The sequence below is a fragment of the Streptomyces chromofuscus genome (assembly GCF_015160875.1).
GTDB lineage: Bacteria > Actinomycetota > Actinomycetes > Streptomycetales > Streptomycetaceae > Streptomyces > Streptomyces chromofuscus.
The window spans coordinates 6,696,523-6,717,126 of sequence record NZ_CP063374.1 but is presented as its reverse complement, the minus strand read 5'-3'; the positions used below and the strand labels follow the sequence as shown (position 1 = coordinate 6,717,126).

Genomic DNA, 20,604 nt, shown 5'->3' with positions numbered 1-20,604 from the left:
GCCGGCGGCGCGTCAGGAGGCGGTGCGCTCGCGCGGCAGCATCAGCGCCGCGTACAGCAGCAGCGAGGTCGCCAGGCCCACCGCCCAGCCGTAGTCCGCGAGGGGTCGCAGGAACGGGATCATCCCGTCCGCCGGGAAGGGGCCCGATGTCACTCCGTCCGCGTTCACGGTGGAGTACGACCCGCCGACGGCCAGCACGCCGCCGACCGCGAAGGCCACCAGGGCCCGCCAGTTCCACCCGGCGGTGTACCAGTAGCGCCCGCCCGGCGTGTACAGGTCCGCGAGGTGCAGGACCGTGCGCCGGACGATCCAGTAGTCGGCGATCAGGATGCCGGCGACCGTGCCGAGCAGGCCGCCGACCACGCCGAGCCAGGTGAAGATGTAGAACTCCGGCGTCGAGATCAGCTCCCAGGGGAAGATCAGGACCCCGATGACGCCCGTGATCAGCGCTCCCGTACGGAAGTTGATGAATTTCGGCGCGAGGTTGGCCAGGTCGTACGCCGGGGAGACCACGTTCGCCGCGATGTTCACGGAGACGGTGGCGATCAGCACGGTGACGAGCGCGAAGAGCAGGCCGAAGGCGTTGTCCGTCTTGGCGGCGAGGGCGACCGGGTCCCAGATCGCCTCGCCGTAGACCACTTCGGAGCCGGAGGTGACCAGCACCGCCAGGATCGCGAACAGGGTCATCGTGGTGGGCAGGCCCAACGACTGGCCCCAGGTCTGGGCGCGCTGGCTCGCGCCGAAGCGGGTGAAGTCGGGGATGTTGAGCGAGAGGGTCGCCCAGAAGCCGATCATGCCCATGAGGGACGGGAAGAACACGGGCCAGAAGTCCGCGCCCCAGCCGAGCTTCGAGGGCTGCGACAGCAACTCGCCGAATCCGTTCGCCTCCACCGCGATCCAGATCAGCAGTACGAAGGCCCCGACGATCACGAAGGGCGCGGCCCAGTTCTCGAAGTGCCGCAGGAAGTTCATGCCGCGGTGGATGATGGCGATCTGCACGGCCCAGAACAGGACGAAGCACAGCCACAACGGCCACGGGTTGCCGGCGATCTGCCCGGCCTTCTCCCACTCACCGCCGGTGAGCTTGGAGCCGAGGGCGAAGATGCCGCTGCCGCCGATCCACGTCTGGATGCCGAACCAGCCGCACGCCACCGCCGCCCGGATCAGCGCCGGGACGTTGGCGCCACGCAGTCCGAAGGAGGCGCGGGCGAGCACGGGGAACGGGATGCCGTACTTGGGTCCGGCGTGGCCGGTGGCCAGCATCGGCAGCAGCACGATGACGTTGGCCAGGGCGATGGTGAAGACCGCCTGCTTCCAGTCCATGCCGAGCGCGACCAGGCCGGAGGCCAGGGTCCAGCTGGGGATGCAGTGCGCCATGGAGATCCACAGCGCCGCGAAGTTGTACGTCGTCCACGTGCGCTCGGCGACCGGGACGGGACGCAGGTCCTCGTTGGCGAACGGGCTGTCGGTGGGGAAGGCCTCGGGGGCCAGCTCTATTCGGCCGTCTCGGTCGGCGGTCCGGGCGGCGGGCGACCCCGTGGGGACTGTTTCGGTCATGGGCAGGCCAATCGACAAGGGGGACGGGAAAGGCCGTGCGGGGGCCGGCCGGGCCGGGGAAAAGGGCGGCGTGGGGGCGTGTCCGCCCTTCCCGGCTCCGCCTCCCCTCCCCGGGACGGCGGGGAGGGGAGGCGAGGTGTGGGGGTCGGAGTGCCGGCCGGTTCCTTCAGGAACCGACCGCGGGGATGATCCGCGCGCCGTACGCGTCGATCACCGCTTCCTGCGCGTCGTGCATGTCGTAGACCGCGAACTGGTCGACACCCAGCTCGCGCAGCGCGTTGAGCTTCTCGATGTGCTTCTCGGCCGGCCCGACGATGCAGAACCGGTCGACGATCTCGTCGGGCACGAACCGGGTGTCGGGGTTCCCGCTGCGGCCGTGGTGGGAGTAGTCGTAGCCCTCGCGGGCCTTGATGTAGTCGGTGAGTTCGTCGGGCACGGCGGCGGAGTGCTCGCCGTACTTGGCGACCAGGTCGGCGACGTGGTTGCCCACCATCCCGCCGAACCAGCGGCACTGCTCCCGCGCGTGCGCGAGCGCCTCGGGCGAGTCGTCCTCGGTGACGTAGGCGGGGGCGGCCACGCAGACGGTCACCTCGGCCGGGTCGCGCCCGGCGGCGACGGCCGCGTCCTTGACCGCCTTGACCATGTACTCGGTGAGATACAGGTCGGCGAGCTGGAGGATGAAGCCGTCCGCCTCCTCGCCGGTCATCTTCAGCGCCTTGGGCCCGTACGCGGCCATCCACACGGGCAGCCGGGCGCCCGGCTTGATCCACGGGAACCTGATCACCGTGCCGCCCAGGTCGGCCTCCTGGCCGCTGCCCAGCGCACGGATGACCTTCATGGCCTCGCTGATCCGGGCCAGGGTGTTGGGCTTGCGGCCGGCCACCCGCATCGCCGAGTCGCCGCGGCCGATGCCGCACACCGTGCGGTTGCCGAACATGTCGTTGAGCGTGGCGAAGGTGGAGGCGGTGACCTCCCAGGTGCGGGTGCCCGGGTTGGTGACCATCGGGCCGACCGTCAGCCTGGTGGTGTGGGCCAGGATCTGGCTGTAGATCACGAACGGTTCCTGCCACAGCACGGCCGAGTCGAAGGTCCAGCCGTACCGGAACCCGTTGCGCTCGGCGCGCTTCATCAGGGAGACGACCCGCGAGGCCGGCGGGTCGGTCTGCAGCACGAGTCCGAAGTCCATGGGCTCCGCTCCTAGGTGAGGTACTGACAGGTGGAGCGGGGGATGTAGGCGCCGTGCCCGGCGTGCCCGGTGTACTCCCGCTCGGTGATGACGGGGACGCCGCGCGAGAGCACGGTCTCGACGCGGCCGGTGACGCGCTTGCCCTCGTACGCCGAGTAGTCGACGTTCATGTGGTGCGTCCCGGCGGACAGGACCTGTTCGGCGTGCGGGTCGTAGATCACGACGTCGGCGTCGGCGCCCGGGGCGAGGGTGCCCTTCTTCGGGTACATGCCGAACATCCGCGCCGGGGTGGCGCAGGCGATCTCGATCCAGCGGCGGCGGGTGATGTGCCCGTCGACGACGGCCTGGTGGAGCAGGTCCATCCGGTTCTCCACGCCCGGCAGCCCGTTGGGGATCTTGGAGAAGTCGCCGCGGCCGAGTTCCTTCTGCCCGACGAAGCAGAACGGGCAGTGGTCGGTGGACACCACCTGCAGGTCGTTGGTGCGCAGGCCCTGCCACAGCTTCGCCTGGTGCTCGCGGGGCCGCAGGGGGGTGGAGCAGACGTACTTGGCGCCCTCGAAGCCGGGTTCGGCGAGGTTGTCGGTCGACAGGAACAGGTACTGCGGGCAGGTCTCGCCGAAGACGTTCAGCCCCTCGTCCCGTGCCCTGGCCAGTTCGGCGACCGCCTCCGTCGCGGAGACGTGCACGACGTACAGGGGCGCTCCGGCGACCTGCGCGAGCCGGACGGCACGGTGGGTGGCCTCGGCCTCCAGCAGGGCCTTGCGGACCTCGCCGTGGTACCGGGGGTCGGTCTCCCCGCGGGCCAGCGCCTGTTCCACCAGCACGTCGATGGCGATGCCGTTCTCCGCGTGCATCATGATCAGCCCGCCGTTGTCGGCGGAGCGCTGCATGGCGCGCAGGATCTGGCCGTCGTCGCTGTAGAAGACACCGGGATACGCCATGAACTGCTTGAAGGAGGTCACCCCCTCCTCCACCAGCAGGTCCATCTCCTTGAGCGTCTCCTCGTTCACATCGGAGACGATCATGTGGAAGCCGTAGTCGACGGCGCAGTTCCCCTCGGCCTTGGCGTGCCAGGCGTCCAGCCCCTCGCGCAGGCTGTGGCCGACGCTCTGCACCGCGAAGTCGACGATCGTCGTGGTGCCGCCCCAGGCGGCGGCCCGGGTGCCGGTCTCGAAGGTGTCGGAGGCGAAGGTGCCGCCGAACGGCAGCTCCATGTGGGTGTGGACGTCGACGCCGCCCGGGATCACGTACTTCCCGGTGGCGTCGATCACCTGCTCGGCCGTCCAGGCCTCGGCGGCCGGGGTGCCGGAGGCGGCGAGGGCGGCGATTCGGCCGTCCTCGATCAGGACGTCGGCGTGCATCTCGTCGGACGCGGTGATGACGAGGCCGCCGCGGATGACGGTACGGCTCATGCTCCCTCTCCCTCTCCCTCTCGTGCCGTGACGGGTGCTGTCAGGGCGCGGTCAGCGGCGTGTACGCGCCCGGCGCCCGGTCGCGGTAGAACTGCCAGCGGTCGCGCACCTCGCGCAGCCTGGCCATGTCCAGGTCCCGGACGACGAGTTCGGTCTCCTTGTCGCTCGCCGGCTCGCCGACGAACTGGGCCTCGGGGTCCACGAAGTACGAGGTGCCGTAGAAGTCGTTGTCGCCGTACTCCTCGACCCCGACCCGGTTGATCGCGCCGACGAAGTACTCGTTGGCGACGGCAGCCGCCGGCTGCTCCAGCTGCCACAGGTAGCCGGAGAGCCCGCGCGAGGTGGCCGACGGGTTGAAGACGAGCTCGGCGCCGGCGAGGCCGAGCGCCCGCCAGCCCTCCGGGAAGTGGCGGTCGTAGCAGATGTAGACGCCCACCTTGCCGACGGCCGTGTCGAAGACCGGCCAGCCACTGTTGCCGGGCCGGAAGTAGAACTTCTCCCAGAAGCCCCTCACCTGCGGGATGTGCGTCTTGCGGTACTTGCCGAGGTAGGAGCCGTCCGCGTCGATCACCGCGGCGGTGTTGTACAGGACGCCGGGCTGCTCCTCCTCGTACATCGGCAGCACCAGGACGATGCCGGCTTCCTTGGCGAGGGACTGGAAGCGCCGGACGATCGGGCCCTCGGGGATCTGCTCGGCGTACTCGTAGAAGGCCGGGTCCTGCACCTGGCAGAAGTAGGGCCCGTAGAACAGCTCCTGGAAGCACAGGACCTGGGCGCCCTGCGCGGCGGCGTCGCGCACGGCCTGCTCGTGCACCTGGATCATCGACTCCTTGTCGCCGGTCCAGGCGGTCTGGAAGACGGCGGCGCGGATCACTCGGCTCATCGGGACCTCCGGTCGCTCCGGTAGCTCGGTGTGCGGCGAGCCTAGGAAGTCCCCACGTCGTCGTTGAGGTGCACCGTGTCACGTCTGCGGGGGCGCGGCGTGCCACCGTGTCACCCTTCGGCAGGCCCATGTTTCACCGCCGTTTTACCAGGTCGCCGCATGTTTCACCCCTGTTGCGCGTCGTGGGCGAGGAGCGCGATGTGCACCGACGCCGCTTGTTCGAAGTCGTCGAGGTCCACCCCCAGGCGTGCCTGTATGGCCTCCAGACGGCGGTACAGCGCGGGCCGCGAGACGTGGTGGAGCTGGGCGGTGCGGGACTTGTTGCGGCCGGTGGCGAGATAGGTGCGGAGCACGGCGAGCAGGGCGGCCGCCTCGTCGTCCCGTCCGCACAGCAGCCCGTCCAGCTCCCGCTCCGCGAAGGACTGCACCTGCGGGTCGTCCCGCAGCAGCCGGATCAGGCCCCTCAGGTGCACGTCCCTGAGACGGACGACGGCCGGAAGGTCCAGGGCGGCCGAGGAGTCGGCCACGGCGTCCGCCACGTGCTGCGCCTCGCGCAGGCCCGCGGGGACCTCGTCCCAGGCGACGCGCGGGTCCGCGGCGGCCACGACGGACCGCGACGTGGACCGCAGCCGTGCCGCGAAGTGGGCGGTGAGCGCCTCGGCGTCCTGGTCCCGGGCGAGGCTGAGCAGCACCGAGGTCGCGCCGTCGGCCAGTTCGGCGGCGATTCCGGGCAGCCCCAGCAGGCGCATCACGCGGTCGACTCCGTCGGGTTCCCGGTCGCGCACGACCAGCGGAACGAAGGTACGCCGGTTCACCGGCAGCCCGGCCGCCCGCGCCCTGGGCAGCAGTTGCCGTGCCGGTACGACGCCGCCGACCAGGTCCGTCAGCAGGCTCTGCGCCGACTGTTCCTCCCAGCTGCCCGACGAGCCGCCGAGCATGCGGTGCAGCACGAGGGCCTCGGCGGCGCGGTCGGCGAGCAGCCGCCCGGCGGCGGCGTCCCCCCGGTATCCGCACAGCACGATCCGTCCCCACCGCTCGCCCCGCCCGCCCAGCTCGGCACGGATCCAGCCGTCGCCCTCGCCGCCGCCGGCCTGGCGGGCGATGCGCTCCCAGTCGCGCAGCACGTCGTCGACGGCCGACCGCTCCCCCGCCGTGGCGAGGACGCGGTGGGCGAGGTTGGTGAGGACGACGGGGCAGGCGCCGTGCCGGGCCACCTCGTCCAGCAGGCGCTGCAGCGGGGCGCCGGAGGTGATCAGCGCGGTGAGTCCGGTGCGTACCGCCTCGGAGAGGCTGACGGCGGCGAACTTCCGCCGCACCAGCCGGGACTGGACCTCCTCCGTGAGCTGGGCGAAGGGGAAGGGGCGGTGCAGGACGACCAGGGGCAGCCCGCACCGCTCGGCGACCCGCCGCATCGCGTCCGGCGCGGCGGGGAAGGCGCGGCCGAGGCCGAGCACGACGGCCGCCGCCTCCGCACGGTGCAGCGACCGCACGTACTCGGCCTGCTTGTCCGCGTCACCGGCGAGCAGCACGCCGGTGGTGAGCACCATCTCGCCGCCGCTGAGCATCACGCCGACGTCGGCGGCCTCGGCGACGTGCACCCAGCGCACCGGCCGGTCCAGCCGGCTCGCGCCGGCCACCACTTCGGGCTCCCCGGCGAGCACCCGTTCCAGCCTGAGGACCTGACGGACCGACAGGGCCGGTTCCAGGGACTCCCAGGGCTGGGGGGTGGTCATGGCGGCGTCTCCCCTTCGTGTGGCCGGGCTCGGTGCTGGTGCCGCGACAGGCAACGTTCACCCCGTCCCGACGCCCGGCACGCCCTCTCGCCGCACCGGCCACAAGCCCAAGTACATCCAGTACGAGGGCTTCCGGCCGGCACGTCGAGAGCACGCACCGGACGCCGCTCCTTGCCGGGCAAACGTTGCCTGCCGCGGCACTAGCCGATGCTCCTCAGAGCGCGTTCCAGGACGCCGGCGCCCTCCTCGGCCTCGGCGACGGTCAGCGACAGCGGCGGCGCGATGCGCAGGGCGCTGGTGTTGTGCCCGCCGCCCTTGCCGATGAGCAGTCCGCCCTCGCGGGCCGCCTCCAGCACGGCGGACGCGGCCTGCGGATCCGCCTCGTCCGTGCCGGGCCGGGTCACCTCGATGCCGATCATCAGCCCGCGCCCCCGCACCTCCCGTACGGCCGGCACCTGCGCGGCGACGGCCCGCAGCCGCTCGATCAGCAGCCCGCCGACCCGCCGGGCGTTGCCCTGGAGGTCGTGTTCCAGCAGGTAGGTGAGGTTGGCCAGGCCCGCGGCCATGGTGATCTGGGTGCCGCCGAACGTCGAGATGCTGTTGGCGTCGAGGCAGTTCATGATCTCGGCGCGGGCGACGACGCCGCCGATGGACATGCCGTTGCCGATGCCCTTGGCGAAGGTGAGCATGTCCGGCGGACCGCTGCGGCCGTGCGCCTGCCAGCCCCAGAAGTGCTCGCCGGTGCGGCCCCAGCCGGTCTGCACCTCGTCGGCGATCCAGAGGATCCCGCGCTCGTGGAGCACCTCGCGGAAGGCGGCGTACAGCCCGTCCGGCGGGGCGGTGAAGCCGCCGACGCCCTGAACGGGCTCGGCGATCAGCGCGGCGGGCGGGCGGGTGTGGCCGAGCAGGTCGGTCAGGTCCTCGACGCAGGCGGCGATGAACTCGTCGTCGTTCAGGGCGGCGTACGGGCCCCGGGTGCGCATGCCCCCGTGGACGTACAGCGTCTGCAGCGGCGACAGCGAGGTCGGCGACCAGCCGCGGTTGCCGGTGATGCCGACCGCGCTGAAGGAACGGCCGTGGTAACTGTTGCGCATCGCCAGGATCGTGTTGCTGCGGCGATAGGTGGTGGCCAGCAGCAGGGCCGTGTCGTTGGCCTCGGTGCCGGACGTGGTGAAGAAGACGCGGGCGTTCGGGATGCCGCTCAACTGGGCAATGCGCTCGGCGAGTTCGACCATGGGCCGGTTGAGGTACAGGGTGGACGAGTGGATGATCCGTCCGGCCTGCTCGCTCACCGCCTTGGTCACCTCGGGCAGCGCGTGCGCGGTCATCGTGGTCAGGATGCCGCCGAAGAAGTCGAGGTACCGGTTCCCGGCCGCGTCCCAGACGTGCCGGCCCTCCCCGTGGGTGATCTCGATCGGCTCGTCGTAGTAGAGCGCCAGCCAGTCGGGGAGCACGGCCCGGTGGCGTCCCAGCAGGTCCTTGGTCACGGCTGCACCAGCCCTTCGTAGGCGTCGGGGCGACGGTCGCGGTAGAAGGCCCACTGCTGCCGCACCTCTTCGATGACGTCGAAGTCGAGGTCCCGCACGAGGAGTTCCTCGGCCTTGTCGCTGGCGACCTCCCCCACGAACTGCCCGCGCGGGTCGACGAAGTAGCTCGTTCCGTAGAAGTCGTTGTCGCCGTACTCCTCGACCCCGACGCGGTTGATGGCGGCGACGAAGTACTCGTTGGCGACGGCGGCGGCCGGCTGTTCCAGCCGCCACAGGTAGCCGGACAGGCCGCGGTGCGTGGCGGACGGGTTGTACACGAGCTGGGCGCCGTTCAGGCCGAGTTGCCGCCAGCCCTCCGGGAAGTGGCGGTCGTAGCAGATGTAGACGCCCACCTTGCCGACGGCGGTGTCGAAGACGGGCCAGCCGAGGTTGCCGGGCTTGAAGTAGTACTTCTCCCAGAAGCCGCGCACCTGCGGGATGTGGTGCTTGCGGTACTTGCCGAGGTAGGAGCCATCGGCGTCGATCACGGCCGCGGTGTTGTAGTAGAAGCCGGACTGCTCGACCTCGAACACCGGCACGACGATCACCATGCCGGTCTCACGGGCCAGGTCCCGCATACGGCGCACGGTCGGCCCGTCGGGCACCGGCTCGGCCCACCGGTAGTGCTCCGGCTCCTGGACCTGACAGAAGTAGGGGGCGTTGAAGACTTCCTGGAACCCGATCACCTTGGCGCCCTGCCGGGCCGCCTCGCGGGCGTGCTCCTCGTGTTTCGCCACCATGGACTCGGTGTCGCCGGTCCAGGTGGCCTGGACCAGAGCGGCACGCACGACGTTCGCCATGAGCTGCTCCTTCGACGGGACGTCAGCGCCTCTACGCCCGTAGAGCGGGCCGTAGAGGCACGAACGTATGCCTACCCGGAGGCCTTGCCAAGACCATCGTCGTCAACCCGCGGAGTCGGTCGTGTTTCACACCCCTGTGGGTGATCTTCCCGGGGGTGGTCGACGGTCCTGGGCGGGGTGGCCGGCGACCCGCAGGGCGTGCAGCAGGTCCCAGTGCCGCTCGGCGGAGACGCCCTGCGCGGCCTGGAGCAGGAGCGGCGCCAGGGTCTGCGGGTCGGGTTCGGCGCTGCGCGCGGCCTCCTCGGGGGTGCGGACGCGGACGTACGCGTCGAGGAGCGCGCGCAGCTCGCGGTGCCGGCCCTCGCGGGCGAGCCCGAGCACGGCCCGGCCGATCTCGCCCGCCGGCCGTCCCACGCCCTGCCGCAGGATCTGCTCCCCGTCGGCGTCCCGGCCCGCCGCGACCAGCGCGTCCGCCGCGGCCACCAGCCGCTCGGCGGGCAGCGAGGCGGCCTCCCACAGCAGCGTCGCCCAGTCGGCGCCGAGCCCGGCCCGCGCCATTTCGGCGGCGAGCAGCGGGAAGCGGTCGGCAGGCCAGTACGCGGCCTCCGCCAGCAGGACGTGCGCCTCCCCCGTGCGTCCCTCGCCGCGCAGCCGCACCAGCGTCCCGACCATCCCGGCCGTCTCCCGCCGCGCCGCCGCGTCCACCGGCTCGGCCCGGGGCTCCGTCCGCCCGGCCGACTCCTCGGCCGCCCCCGCGAAACGGGCTCCGCGCGGGGTACGTCCGGTGGCGGGGGCCGGAGCGGGCAGTACGGGTACGGCGCCCGGGGGTAGGACGGCGGGGACGGCCTCCTCGTCGGCCATCCCGGCGAAACGTGCACTGCCCCGGCGGCGCTTGCGCGGCTTGGGGGCGGGGCGGGAAGCCTCGGGGGCACCGGCGGGATCGGGCGCCGTGGGGGGCGGGGGCTCTTGGGCCGGGGCGGGGTCTTGAGACGGGGCGGGATCGTAAGGCGGGGTGGGCTCGTGGCCCGGGGACGGAGCGTGGGCCGGGGACGAAGCGTGGGCCGGGGACGGAGCACGGGTCGGGGCGGGATCGTAGGGCGAGGCGAGCTCGCGGCTCGGGGACGGCGCGTGGATCGGTGCCTGGGCGTGGGGCCAGTACGTCTCGCCGGCCGAGGACAGGGCGTGCGTCGGCGCCGGGGCGTGCGTCGGTGCCGGGGCGTCGGTCGGTGCCGGGGCGTGCGTCGGTGCCGGGGCGTCGGCGGTGAGCCGTGCCGCCCGCGTCACCTGCCCACCGTGCACCTGTCCGCCCGGCACCTGCCCGCCCTGCATCTGTCCGCCCTGCATCTGCCCGCCCGCCGCCGCTCGGCGCTCCAGCTCCGCCATGCGCGCGCGGAGTTCGGCGCACCGTGCCGTCGCCCGGTCGTGGTCGTCGCGGGCCCAGGCCAGGTCCAGGCGGATGGCCTCGGCGGCCTCGCGGGTCGCGGCGGTGGGCAGCAACCGGCCCAGCTCGGCGAGCCGTTCGGCGGCGTAACGCTGCTCGCGGAGCATGACGTCGAGCCGGTCGTCGAGGGCCTCCCGGCCGCCGGGCCCACTGTCGTACGCGACGATTGCGGCGGCGTGCAGGGGACGGGCCCGTTCCCTCTCCGCGGCGGCGGCCTCGGGACCGTACTCGACGGCGAGGTCCTGCAACAGCGCCTCGACCACGTCCCACGGCGGCACCTCGCGTCCGTCGAGGCAGGCCCGCATGCCGTCCGGGTCGCGCTGCCAGAACACCGCGCACCACCCACCGCCCTGATCCAGGCGGGACAGCAGGCCGTCCAGGTAGCTCGCGAACTCCCGGATCCGGACCGGGAGTTGTTCCACTGCCATCGCGCAACCCCCGTAAGGACCGGAGAACTCCGGGCCGTAGACAACACCAGTTGTGTTACGGGGCCGCTACGGGGAGTTTTCGCAAGGGACGCAGAGGTCTCAGACCGGCCGCGCGACGGCGGTGACATCCGCGGGCGTCAGACCTCCAGCGGCGCGCAGGCGCCGGCGAGTTCGTCCATGGACAGTCCGAGCGCGCGGGCCAGCGCGGCCACCGTGAAGAAGGCCGGCGTCGGGGCGCGGCCGGTCTCGATCTTGCGCAGGGTCTCCGCGGAGACGCCGGCGTCGGCCGCCACGTCGGCCATGCTGCGGCCGCCGCGGGCCTCGCGCAGCAGCCGGCCGAGCCGCTCGCCGCGTTCACGCTCTTCGGGGGTGAGAGGGGTGCGCACCATGCCGTCATTCTAATACCGGTATAGTAATTGGCATGGTGGAACTGAAGACGGACACATCGATCGACGCCATGCACGAGGCGGGCCGGGTCGTCGGCCGCGCCCTCACGGCCGTGCGCGAGGCCGCCGCCGTGGGCGTCTCCCTGCTGGAGCTGGACGAGGTGGCCCGCGCGGTGCTGCGCGAGGCCGGCGCGACCTCGCCCTTCCTGGGCTACCGCCCATCCTTCGCGCCCACGCCCTTCCCGGCCGTCATCTGCGCCTCGGTGAACGACGCGATCGTGCACGGCATCCCCACCGGCTACCGGCTGCGCGACGGCGACCTGGTCTCCATCGACTGCGGCGCCGAGCTGGGCGGCTGGGTGGGCGACTCGGCGATCAGCTTCACGGTCGGCCGCCCCCGCCCCGCCGACCTGCGCCTGATCGAGACCGCCGAGCGCGCCCTCGCCGCCGGCATCGGGGCGGCGGTCGTCGGCAACCGCATCGGCGACATCGCCCACGCCATCGGCACGGTCTGCCGCAAGGCGGGTTACGGCATCCTGGACGGCTTCGGCGGTCACGGCATCGGCCGCCGGATGCACGAGGACCCCTCGGTCCCGAACGAAGGGCGCCCGGGGCGGGGCCTGCCGCTGCGCAAGGGCATGGTGCTGGCCATCGAACCGATGCTCATCGCGGGCGGCCGGGACGACTTCCACACGGCCCCCGACGGCTGGACCCTGCGCACGAACGACGGCTCCCGAGCGGCCCACGCCGAGCACACGGTGGCGATCACGGAAACGGGACCGCGCATCCTGACGGCCAGGTCAACGCCGTGAAGCGGCGCGGGGCTGCATCAGTGTGCGGCTCCGCCGAGCGGGGCTGCATCGGTCTGCGGCTCCGCCGCGTGGGCGCGGCAAACCCCACACGACCCACGCCACGCCGACCCACAGACATCCCCGAACCGCAGGCGCCCCACATGCCGCCCACGCACGTTCATGCCAAGGTGATTACGAGCGCTCCCCACGTTTAGCCGCGCCGCGCCGGCGCACTCGTGCACACCGGTACGCCGATCAGCGAAACGGAACTGTGATGACCAGCGGCTTCCCCGGCCCGGAGGGCATGAACTCGGACCCGTTCGGAGAATTCCTGGCCCGCTTCTTCGGCGGACCCCGCCCGGGCCCCCGGCAGATCGACATCGGCCGGCTGCTCAGTCAGCCGGCCCGGGACCTCGTGCGCGGCGCGGCCCAGTACGCCGCCGAGCACGGCAGTCGCGACCTCGACACCCAGCACCTGCTGCGCGCGGCCCTCGCCAGCGAGCCCACCCGCAGTCTGCTCAGCCGCGCCGGCGCGGACCCCGACTCCCTGGCGTCGGAGATCGACGAGCGCTCGGGCCCGGTCCAGCACCCGCAGGGCGAGGCCCCGCCGCCCACCTCCCTCTCGCTCACCCCGGCCGTCAAGCGCGCCCTGCTGGACGCGCACGACCTGGCCCGCGCGAGCGGCACCGGCTACATCGGCCCCGAGCACGTGCTCAGCGCGCTGGCCGCCAATCCGGACTCCGCCGCCGGGCACATCCTCAACGCGGCCCGCTTCGCCCCGTCCGGCATGCCGCCCGAGGCGCCGGACGCCACCCAGGCCCGCCCCGAGCATCCCCGCCCGGCGGCCACGCCGACGCTCGACAAGTACGGCCGGGACCTCACGGAGCTGGCCCGTGAGGGCCGGATCGACCCGGTGATCGGGCGGGACGCGGAGATCGAGCAGACCATCGAGGTGCTCTCCCGGCGCGGCAAGAACAACCCCGTGCTCATCGGTGACGCGGGTGTCGGCAAGACCGCGATCGTGGAGGGGCTGGCGCAGCGGATCGCCGACGGCGACGTGCCGGACGTCCTGACCGGGCGGCGGGTGATCGCCCTGGACCTGCCCGGTGTCGTCGCGGGAACGCGGTACCGGGGCGACTTCGAGGAGCGGCTCAACAACATCGTGGGGGAGATCCGCGCCAATTCCGACCGCCTGATCATCTTCATCGACGAGTTGCACACCGTCGTGGGCGCGGGCGGCGGCGGGGAGGGCGGCTCCATGGACGCCGGCAACATCCTCAAGCCGGCCCTGGCCCGTGGCGAGCTGCACATCGTCGGGGCCACCACCCTGGAGGAGTACCGCCGGATCGAGAAGGACGCGGCCCTCGCCCGCCGCTTCCAGCCGATCCTGGTGCCCGAGCCGACCGCCACGGACGCCCTCGAGATCCTGCGCGGGCTCCGGGACCGCTACGAGGCCCACCACCAGGTCCGCTACACGGACGAGGCCCTGGTCGCCGCCGTCGAGCTGTCCGACCGCTACCTCACCGACCGTCGCCTGCCCGACAAGGCCATCGACCTGATCGACCAGGCGGGTGCGCGCGTGCGGCTGCGCGCCCGCACCAAGGGCACGGACGTACGGGCCATGGAACGGGAGGCCGAGCAACTGGCCCGGGACAAGGACCAGGCGGTCGCCGGCGAGCAGTACGAGCAGGCCACGCAGTTGCGGGACCGGATCGTGGAGCTGAAGCGGCGGATCTCCGCGGCCACCGGCGACGGGGAGGCCGACGAGGGGCAGAACCTCGAGGTCACCGCCGAGGCAGTCGCCGAGGTGGTGTCCCGGCAGACCGGCATCCCGGTGAGCAGGCTGACCGAGGAGGAGAAGGAACGGCTGCTCGGCCTGGAGGAACACCTGCACGAGCGGGTCGTCGGCCAGGACGAGGCGGTCCGGGTCGTCTCCGAGGCGGTCATGCGCTCCCGCGCCGGGCTCTCCAGCCCCGACCGGCCGATCGGCAGCTTCCTGTTCCTCGGCCCGACCGGCGTGGGCAAGACGGAGCTGGCGCGGGCCCTCGCCGAGGCGCTGTTCGGCAGCGAGGAGCGGATGGTCCGCCTCGACATGAGCGAGTACCAGGAACGGCACACCGTCAGCCGCCTGGTCGGCGCGCCGCCCGGGTACGTCGGCCACGAAGAGGCCGGGCAGCTCACCGAGGTCGTGCGCCGGCACCCGTACTCACTGCTGCTGCTCGACGAGGTCGAGAAGGCGCACCCGGACGTCTTCAACATCCTTCTCCAGGTCCTCGACGACGGCCGCCTCACCGACTCCCAGGGCCGCACGGTCGACTTCACCAACACGGTGATCGTGATGACCAGCAACCTGGGCTCGGAGGCGATCACGCGGCGCGGCGCCGGCATCGGTTTCGGTGCGGGTGACGCCGAGGCGGACGAGGAGGCGCGCCGGGAGCAGATCCTGCGGCCGCTGCGCGAGCACTTCCGGCCCGAGTTCCTGAACCGGATCGACGAGATCGTCTACTTCCGCCAGCTCACGCCGGACCAGTTGCACCGCATCACCAACCTGCTGCTGGAACGCACCCGCCGGCTGATGCACGCCCAGGGCATCGCGGTCGACTTCACCGACGCGGCCGTCGACTGGCTGGCCCGCCAGGGCTACCAGCCGGAGTACGGCGCCCGCCCGCTGCGCCGCACCATCCAGCGGGAGGTCGACAACCACCTCTCCCGCCTCCTCCTGGACGGCCGGGTGAAGGAGGGCGACCGGGTGCGGGTCGCCGAGGAGAACGGCAGCCTGACGTTCCGAACCGAGCCCACGACGACGTAGCCGGCCCGGGGACGCCGCGTCCTGGTCCCTCGGCTCCCGGTGCAGCCGCCCCGGCACGAACGGTCCCGGAGCCGGACGCTGCACAGCCCCGCGTCGGTGAGTGCGCCGACGCCGTGCCCTGCGCGGCGACGACGCAGCGCCTCGCGGGGCGCGACACGGCGTGGTCCCGCGTGCGCGTGCGCGCCCGCCGATCCGCCGAGCGGCACGAATCGGTGCCGCCTCCGCACCGCCCTCCGGGTGACCGTATGGGGTCAGCGCACCGGACGTACCACCATCGCCGATCCGCCGCCGCGTCGCGTCGTCTCCGTCGCCGCGAGCCACTTGCCGTCCGGCAGTCGCTGCACCGCCGTCACCGCGCCGATCTCGGGGTTGAGGCGGAAGGAGTGGCCGATGTCCTGCAACCGCTTCCGCACCTCGTTGTCGTCGTACAGCCCGGGCTCCAGCTCGGTCTGCGCGGCGTTGCGCTGGCTGGCCCGCGGCGCGGCGATGGCGTCGACCAGTGGCAGCCCCCGGTCCAGGAACCCGGTGAGCGTCTGCAGCACGGTGGTGATGATGGTCGCGCCGCCGGGCGAACCCAGCGCCACCACCGGTCTGCCGTGCCCGTCCAGCACGATCGTCGGCGACATCGAGGAGCGCGGGCGCTTGCCCGGGCCCGGCAGGTTGGGGTCGTGCACCGCCGGATTGGCCGGGGTGAAGGAGAAGTCCGTCAGCTCGTTGTTGAGCAGGAAGCCGCGTCCCGGCACGGTGATGCCGCTGCCGCCGGTCTGCTCGATCGTGAGCGTGTAGGAGACGACGTTGCCCCACTTGTCGGCCGCGGTGAGATGGGTGGTGCTGTCGCCCTCGTACATCGTCGGGGCCGCCGTGCCGCCCGTGGCGCACGCCGCCGGGTCACGCGGGTCTCCCGGCGCGACCGGGCTGGTCAGCACCGCGTCGTCCTTGATGAGGCACGCGCGCGAGTCGGCGTACCGCTGCGACAGCAGCTCCTTCGTCGGTACGTCCTCGAAGGCGGGGTCGCCCACCCAGCGCCCCCGGTCCGCGAACGCGATCCGGCTCGCCTCGATGAAGCGGTGCAGGTACCGCGTTTCGCTCAGCCGCGAAAGGTCCGTCCCCTCCAGCATGTTGAGCGCCTCGCCGACCGTGGTGCCCCCCGACGAGGAGGGCGCCATGGAGTACACGTCGAGGCCGCGGTACGAGGTTTTGCTGGGCGCCTGGTTCTTGGTGCGGTAGGCGGCCAGGTCCCTCAGCGACAGGTCGCCGGGGCGGGCGCGGTAGCCGGAGGCCGGGTCCACGGGGGGATCGTTGACGGTGTCGACGATGTCCCGCGCCAGCCTGCCGCGGTACAGCGCGTCGACGCCCTCGCGGCCCAGCTCCTCGTAGGTCTGCGCGAGGTCGGGGTTGGTGAAGGTGGAGCCGACGGCGGGCAGTTCCCCGGCGGGCAGGAACAGCTTCGCCGTGTCGGGGAAGTTCCGGAACCGCGCCTCGTTGGACGCGGTCTGCGCGCGGAAGGTGGCGTCGACGGTGAAGCCGTCGCGGGCCAGCCGTTCGGCGGGCTTGAGCAGGGTGCGCAGCGGTTTGCTGCCCCAGCTGCTCAGCGCCGTCCGCCAGGTGGCGGGGGTGCCGGGGGTGCCGACGCTCAGGCCGCTGGTGACCGCCTCGGCGAACGGGATCGCCTTGCCGCCTTCCGTGAACAGGTTCTTGTCGGCGCTCAGCGGCGCGGTCTCACGGCCGTCGATCGTGTGCACCGAGCGGGAGCGGGCGTCGTAGTAGACGAAGTAGCCGCCGCCGCCGATCCCGGCGGAGTACGGCTCGGTGACACCCAGCACGGCGGCGGTGGCGACGGCCGCGTCGACGGCGTTGCCGCCCTTCCTCAGGACCTCGATGCCGGCGGCGGACGCGTCCGCGTCGACGCTGGCCACCGCGCCGCCGTGGCCGACGGCGACCGGGACCTTCTCCATCGGTGCCGTCCGTGATTCCGAGGGCGCCGCGGCCCCCACCGACACGACGGCGGCCGACACCGCGGCAACCGTCAGTTTCCTCACGACAGGGCGACGCATCCGCACCTCCAGTCCGGGACCGTTCGCGCAGCCTAATAGATGGGCATGCCCGCGTCAGGAGCGCGAGCGCGGCCCCCTCCCCACCACTCGAACACGGTTTCCCTGCGCCCGCTACCATGCGCGCCCATGACTGACGACGTGCGCAACATCGTCCTCGGCGTGATCGCGGCCGGCCTCAGTGCCACGATCGGCTGGCTGGCCCGCACCTACTTGTGGAAGCGCAAGCTCCGCCGCAAGCAGGCCTTCTTCGGACTGCCCGACAACTCCGAGTCGCTGCTGGTGGTGAACCGGGACGCCGGGAGCCCGGACCTGGCGGTGCACCGCTTCGACGTGTTCGCTCTGCTGGAACTCTCCGCCCTCATCAAGGACTGCGGGGCCAACACCCAGGTCGTCACGCAGGACGCGGCACAGCAGGGCTTCGGCGAGCGGACCGAGTTCTGCGTGGGCGGCCCGGGCTCCAACCGGCGGATGCTGGCCCACATGTCGGCGATGCTGCCGGGTGTGCGCATCAACATCGACCCCGAACCCGGCCCGGACCGCGGCGCGTTCCAGATCGGCTCCGAGCGGTACCGCCTGGAACCCGGGGTCACCGAGTACGTCCTGCTGGCCCGCATCATCGCGGGCGAGTCCAGACCGGTGTTCCTCTTCTGCGGACAGCGCGCGATCACCAATCAGGCCGCCACCCGCTACCTCGCCCGCAACCACGAACGGCTGGCCCGCAAGCACGGCAACCACACCTTCGTGCTGCTGCTGAAGGTGGTGAACTCCCAGGCGTACGGGCCGGACGTGGTGGAGCTGGTCGCGGACGTGACCCGGGCCGCCCAGGCACCGCTCCCGGCGGCGGCCGACACCCGCACCTCGCACCGCGCGTCCTAGGTCGTGCACGCTTCAACCCGCGCTACATCGAGCACAACCCGTCCGGCGCGCGGCTGACCTTCTCCTCACCGGCGAACGACTCGTCGTACGTGTCGATTCCGCCGCGCGAGCAGTGATCTCCGGCCGCCGCCGGACGGGCCTGGCTCGGGGCACCGCCGCCCCCTGCGGCCGAACGGCCGTGGGGGGACCCGGCACAGGGCTGAACGGCACATCGTAGTCGAGGTTCCGGCGCGGTGAGTTGCCCGGCCGTTTCCCGCCGGCTCCGGCGCGGAGGGCGCAGGGCACGAGGGCGGTGCGAAAGCTTTGTGCGGCAGAGCAGTTGAGCAGGACACGCGCGTTCGGGCTTCAGCCGTCTGTACGACGCGGGACCGGGGCGCGGGTCAGGACTCGGCGACTTCCGCGTACAGCTGCGACAGCTCGGGCACCCCGCTGGTGGCCCACTCCTGACCGGAGGCCACGACGTCGAACTCGCGGCCGGACTCCAGCCGTACCACCGGCTGGCCGTCCGGCCAGATCTCCCAGATCGCCCCGGGCACCGTGCGAACGATCACCGTGCCCAGGTACAGACCGGCGTCGTTGCCCAGCCAGGGCAGGATGTCCTCGTCGTCCCGCCAGCGCGGCAGCAGCTGGTCGAGCGCCTGCAACGAGTCCACGGTGTCGTCGAGTTGGACGCCCGCCCGGCCCGCCTGGGAACGTAGCAGCTCGCACTCCGCCAGGAGTTCGGCGATGCCCTCGGGGTCGAAGACCCCGGGCCTCTGGCGTCGGTGGCCCAGGAAAGGGATGTTCATACCTCCAGCCTGTCATTCGCACCCGCGTGCGCACCACAGGCGCGCGGACGGTCGCATCCCGTCGTTCGGGCGGTTCCACGCCGTGTTCGCCCAAGGTGCGTTGACCCGCCCCCGCCGCCTCCCTAGCTTCACGATCACCGCTTCGCCCGAGGAGAGCAGGAGAGCCGCTTGGTACGCCGAGGTGCCCGGGGGGTCGCGGTCGTCCTCGTGCTGATCGCGTCCGTGCTGCCCACGGCCTCGGTGCAGGCCGGCCACGACGACGCGGCGGCACCGCTGCCGCTCGAGCTGCTTTTCGACAACACCGCCGTCAGCGACGACGGCAGCCCCGCCGAGGCCGACTTCGACGGAGCCGGCGCCTCCCTGTCCGTCCAGGACCTCACGGCCGCCGGCTGGACGCCCGGCCGCGCGCTCACCGTGCAGGGCGCCACGCTGACCCTGCCGGACCGGGTCGCAGGCGAACCGGACAACGTGCGGGCCGACGGCCAGAGCGTCGCACTCGGCGGCCGGGGCGACGCGCTCGCCTTCCTGGTCGCGAGCACGTCCGGCGCGGACCTCACCGCCTCCGGCACGGTCTCGTACGCCGACGGCACCCTCTCCCCGTACGTCCTCACCGCGCCCGACTGGCGGCGCGGTCCGCTCGCCACCAAGGCGGTGGCGTTGCCGCACGTCAACACGCCCGGCGGCCAACTCGCAGAGAAGGCACGGCTGTACGTGGTGACCGTGCCGGTCGACGCCACGCACGGCATCCCCTCGGTGCGGTTGCCCGTCGCCCCCGACCTGCATGTCTTCGCCCTGTCGGTGCGCGCCGCCACGACCGGCTGGACGGGCAGCTGGGCCACGGCGACCTCCGGGCAGCCGACCGTGGGCCCGTGGACCGACCGGACGCTGCGGCTGGTGGTGCACACCTCGGTGGGCGGGCCCCGGGTGCGGCTGCGGTTCGACAACACGTTCGCGGCGGCGCCGGTGCGGATCGGTGGCGCCACGGTGGCCGTGCGGGACACCGGCGCCGCGGCCAGGACGGTGCCGGCGCGGCTGACGTTCGGCGGGGCCACCGGCGCCGAGATCCCGGCGGGTGCCCAGGCGTACAGCGATCCGCTGGCCTTCGACGTGCCCGCGGGCGCCGATCTGCTGGTCAGCTTCCATCTGCCCGGCCCGGTCACGGCGGCGCCCGTGCACCGGCTCGCGCAGCAGCGGTCGTACCTGAGCGGTCCGGGCGACCACACGGCCGACGGGACGGCGACCGCGTACACCGACGTGGTGACCACCTGGCCGCTGCTGACCGGTGTGGACGTGTCCGGCGGGCCGGGTTCCGTGGTGATGGTCGGCGACTCGATCACCGACGGAGACACGTCCACCGTGGACGCCAACCGGCGCTGGCCCGACGTGCTGGCCGAGCGGCTGCGGGTGCAGAGCGCCGTGCCGCAGTACGGGGTGCTCAACCAGGGCATCGCCGGCAACAGCGTGATCGCCGACCGCTACCCCGGGGACGGGGTCTCCACGGACGCGGCCGGGGTGAGCGCGCTGCACCGGCTGGACCGGGACGTGCACGCCCAGACCTCGGTGCGCACGGCGGTCGTCCTCGAAGGCATCAACGACCTGCTCGCCGGCCGGAGCGCGGAGCAGCTGACCGAGGGTCTGGAGGAGATCGGCGACCGGGCGCACGCGCGAGGGCTGCGCGTGCTGGTGGCGACCCTCCTGCCGTGCGGCGGCGAACCCCGCTGCACGGACGCTCTGGAGAGCGAGCGGACCGCCGTCAACGCGTGGATCCGGCAGAACGACGTCTTCGACGGGGTGCTCGACTTCGACGCGGCGGTGCGGGATCCGGCGCAGCCGACGCGGATGCTGCCCGCGTACGACAGCGGGGACCATCTGCATCCGGGGGACGCGGGGCTGGCGGCGCTGGCGGAGTCGGTGGACCTGACGCTGCTGTGAGC

At 72.6% G+C, this 20,604-nt stretch carries 15 protein-coding genes; 4 read left to right on the top strand and 11 right to left on the bottom strand.

Features of this window, described 5'->3' with window-relative positions:
* Positions 1-12 precede the first annotated feature (12 nt).
* The 9 genes from IPT68_RS30150 to IPT68_RS30110 all read right to left on the bottom strand — a co-directional run bounded on the left by IPT68_RS30150 (position 13) and on the right by IPT68_RS30110 (position 11,355).
* Positions 13-1,557, bottom strand: a complete 1,545-nt coding sequence (locus tag IPT68_RS30150) for an NCS1 family nucleobase:cation symporter-1 (protein WP_189699824.1) — start codon at positions 1,555-1,557, stop codon at positions 13-15.
* 166 nt (positions 1,558-1,723) lie between these two features.
* Positions 1,724-2,743 carry a TIGR03842 family LLM class F420-dependent oxidoreductase gene (locus tag IPT68_RS30145; RefSeq protein WP_189699825.1) on the bottom strand — a complete coding sequence of 340 codons (1,020 nt, stop codon included), beginning with the start codon at positions 2,741-2,743 and terminating at the stop codon, positions 1,724-1,726.
* An 11-nt stretch (positions 2,744-2,754) separates the two neighbouring features.
* The gene (hydA, locus tag IPT68_RS30140) at positions 2,755-4,155 is read right to left on the bottom strand and encodes a dihydropyrimidinase (protein WP_189699826.1); all 1,401 of its coding nucleotides are present in this window, start codon (positions 4,153-4,155) and stop codon (positions 2,755-2,757) included.
* 40 nt (positions 4,156-4,195) lie between these two features.
* Complete coding sequence (locus IPT68_RS30135; RefSeq protein ID WP_189699827.1) at positions 4,196-5,038, bottom strand: nitrilase-related carbon-nitrogen hydrolase; 843 nt, start codon at positions 5,036-5,038, stop codon at positions 4,196-4,198.
* Positions 5,039-5,202: 164 nt separating this feature from the next.
* A complete protein-coding gene (locus tag IPT68_RS30130; RefSeq protein ID WP_189699828.1) occupies positions 5,203-6,771 on the bottom strand; it encodes a PucR family transcriptional regulator in 1,569 nt (522 codons plus the stop codon).
* A gap of 200 nt (positions 6,772-6,971) precedes the next feature.
* Positions 6,972-8,258, bottom strand: coding sequence for an aspartate aminotransferase family protein (locus IPT68_RS30125; protein ID WP_189699829.1), 1,287 nt, complete (start codon positions 8,256-8,258; stop codon positions 6,972-6,974).
* Complete coding sequence (locus IPT68_RS30120) at positions 8,255-9,097, bottom strand: nitrilase-related carbon-nitrogen hydrolase (protein WP_189699830.1); 843 nt, start codon at positions 9,095-9,097, stop codon at positions 8,255-8,257. Before IPT68_RS30120 ends, IPT68_RS30125 begins: the two co-directional genes overlap by 4 nt.
* A 126-nt stretch (positions 9,098-9,223) precedes the next feature.
* Positions 9,224-10,966, bottom strand: coding sequence for a hypothetical protein (locus tag IPT68_RS30115; protein WP_189699831.1), 1,743 nt, complete (start codon positions 10,964-10,966; stop codon positions 9,224-9,226).
* A gap of 137 nt (positions 10,967-11,103) precedes the next feature.
* Positions 11,104-11,355: a helix-turn-helix domain-containing protein gene (locus tag IPT68_RS30110; RefSeq protein ID WP_189699832.1), complete on the bottom strand. Its 252-nt coding sequence runs from the start codon at positions 11,353-11,355 to the stop codon at positions 11,104-11,106.
* Positions 11,356-11,387: 32 nt separating this feature from the next.
* Here IPT68_RS30110 and map point away from each other — a divergent pair, with 32 nt between their 5' ends.
* Together map and IPT68_RS30100 are read left to right on the top strand one after the other, a co-directional pair.
* Entirely contained in the window at positions 11,388-12,164 is a 777-nt protein-coding gene (map, locus tag IPT68_RS30105; protein ID WP_189699833.1) for a type I methionyl aminopeptidase, read from the top strand.
* A gap of 253 nt (positions 12,165-12,417) precedes the next feature.
* Complete coding sequence (locus tag IPT68_RS30100; RefSeq protein WP_189699834.1) at positions 12,418-14,952, top strand: ATP-dependent Clp protease ATP-binding subunit; 2,535 nt, start codon at positions 12,418-12,420, stop codon at positions 14,950-14,952.
* A gap of 251 nt (positions 14,953-15,203) precedes the next feature.
* Here the strand turns inward: IPT68_RS30100 and ggt are convergent, their stop codons facing one another.
* Positions 15,204-17,006 carry a gamma-glutamyltransferase gene (gene ggt / locus IPT68_RS30095; protein WP_189699835.1) on the bottom strand — a complete coding sequence of 601 codons (1,803 nt, stop codon included), beginning with the start codon at positions 17,004-17,006 and terminating at the stop codon, positions 15,204-15,206.
* A 126-nt stretch (positions 17,007-17,132) separates the two neighbouring features.
* Between ggt and IPT68_RS30090 the strand changes: the two genes are divergently transcribed.
* Positions 17,133-17,882, top strand: coding sequence for a hypothetical protein (locus IPT68_RS30090; RefSeq protein WP_189699836.1), 750 nt, complete (start codon positions 17,133-17,135; stop codon positions 17,880-17,882).
* Between the two features lie 380 nt (positions 17,883-18,262).
* On the opposite strand, the gene IPT68_RS30085 is transcribed toward IPT68_RS30090, so the two are convergent.
* Positions 18,263-18,670 (bottom strand): DUF6278 family protein, encoded by a 408-nt coding sequence (locus IPT68_RS30085; RefSeq protein WP_189699837.1) that lies wholly within the window; start codon positions 18,668-18,670, stop codon positions 18,263-18,265.
* Between the two features lie 168 nt (positions 18,671-18,838).
* Here IPT68_RS30085 and IPT68_RS30080 point away from each other — a divergent pair, with 168 nt between their 5' ends.
* Positions 18,839-20,602 carry an SGNH/GDSL hydrolase family protein gene (locus IPT68_RS30080; protein WP_189699838.1) on the top strand — a complete coding sequence of 588 codons (1,764 nt, stop codon included), beginning with the start codon at positions 18,839-18,841 and terminating at the stop codon, positions 20,600-20,602.
* Positions 20,603-20,604 lie beyond the last annotated feature (2 nt).

What these genes read in the sequence shown, in the direction of transcription:
- IPT68_RS30150 (WP_189699824.1), bottom strand. Translation starts at nt 1,557, where the DNA reads ATGACCGAAACAGTCCCCACGGGGTCGCCCGCCGCCCGGACCGCCGAC.
- IPT68_RS30145 (WP_189699825.1), bottom strand. Translation starts at nt 2,743, where the DNA reads ATGGACTTCGGACTCGTGCTGCAGACCGACCCGCCGGCCTCGCGGGTC.
- hydA (WP_189699826.1), bottom strand. Translation starts at nt 4,155, where the DNA reads ATGAGCCGTACCGTCATCCGCGGCGGCCTCGTCATCACCGCGTCCGAC.
- IPT68_RS30135 (WP_189699827.1), bottom strand. Translation starts at nt 5,038, where the DNA reads ATGAGCCGAGTGATCCGCGCCGCCGTCTTCCAGACCGCCTGGACCGGC.
- IPT68_RS30130 (WP_189699828.1), bottom strand. Translation starts at nt 6,771, where the DNA reads ATGACCACCCCCCAGCCCTGGGAGTCCCTGGAACCGGCCCTGTCGGTC.
- IPT68_RS30120 (WP_189699830.1), bottom strand. Translation starts at nt 9,097, where the DNA reads ATGGCGAACGTCGTGCGTGCCGCTCTGGTCCAGGCCACCTGGACCGGC.
- IPT68_RS30115 (WP_189699831.1), bottom strand. Translation starts at nt 10,966, where the DNA reads ATGGCAGTGGAACAACTCCCGGTCCGGATCCGGGAGTTCGCGAGCTAC.
- IPT68_RS30110 (WP_189699832.1), bottom strand. Translation starts at nt 11,355, where the DNA reads ATGGTGCGCACCCCTCTCACCCCCGAAGAGCGTGAACGCGGCGAGCGG.
- map (WP_189699833.1), top strand. Translation starts at nt 11,388, where the DNA reads ATGGTGGAACTGAAGACGGACACATCGATCGACGCCATGCACGAGGCG.
- IPT68_RS30100 (WP_189699834.1), top strand. Translation starts at nt 12,418, where the DNA reads ATGACCAGCGGCTTCCCCGGCCCGGAGGGCATGAACTCGGACCCGTTC.
- ggt (WP_189699835.1), bottom strand. Translation starts at nt 17,006, where the DNA reads ATGCGTCGCCCTGTCGTGAGGAAACTGACGGTTGCCGCGGTGTCGGCC.
- IPT68_RS30090 (WP_189699836.1), top strand. Translation starts at nt 17,133, where the DNA reads ATGACTGACGACGTGCGCAACATCGTCCTCGGCGTGATCGCGGCCGGC.
- IPT68_RS30085 (WP_189699837.1), bottom strand. Translation starts at nt 18,670, where the DNA reads ATGAACATCCCTTTCCTGGGCCACCGACGCCAGAGGCCCGGGGTCTTC.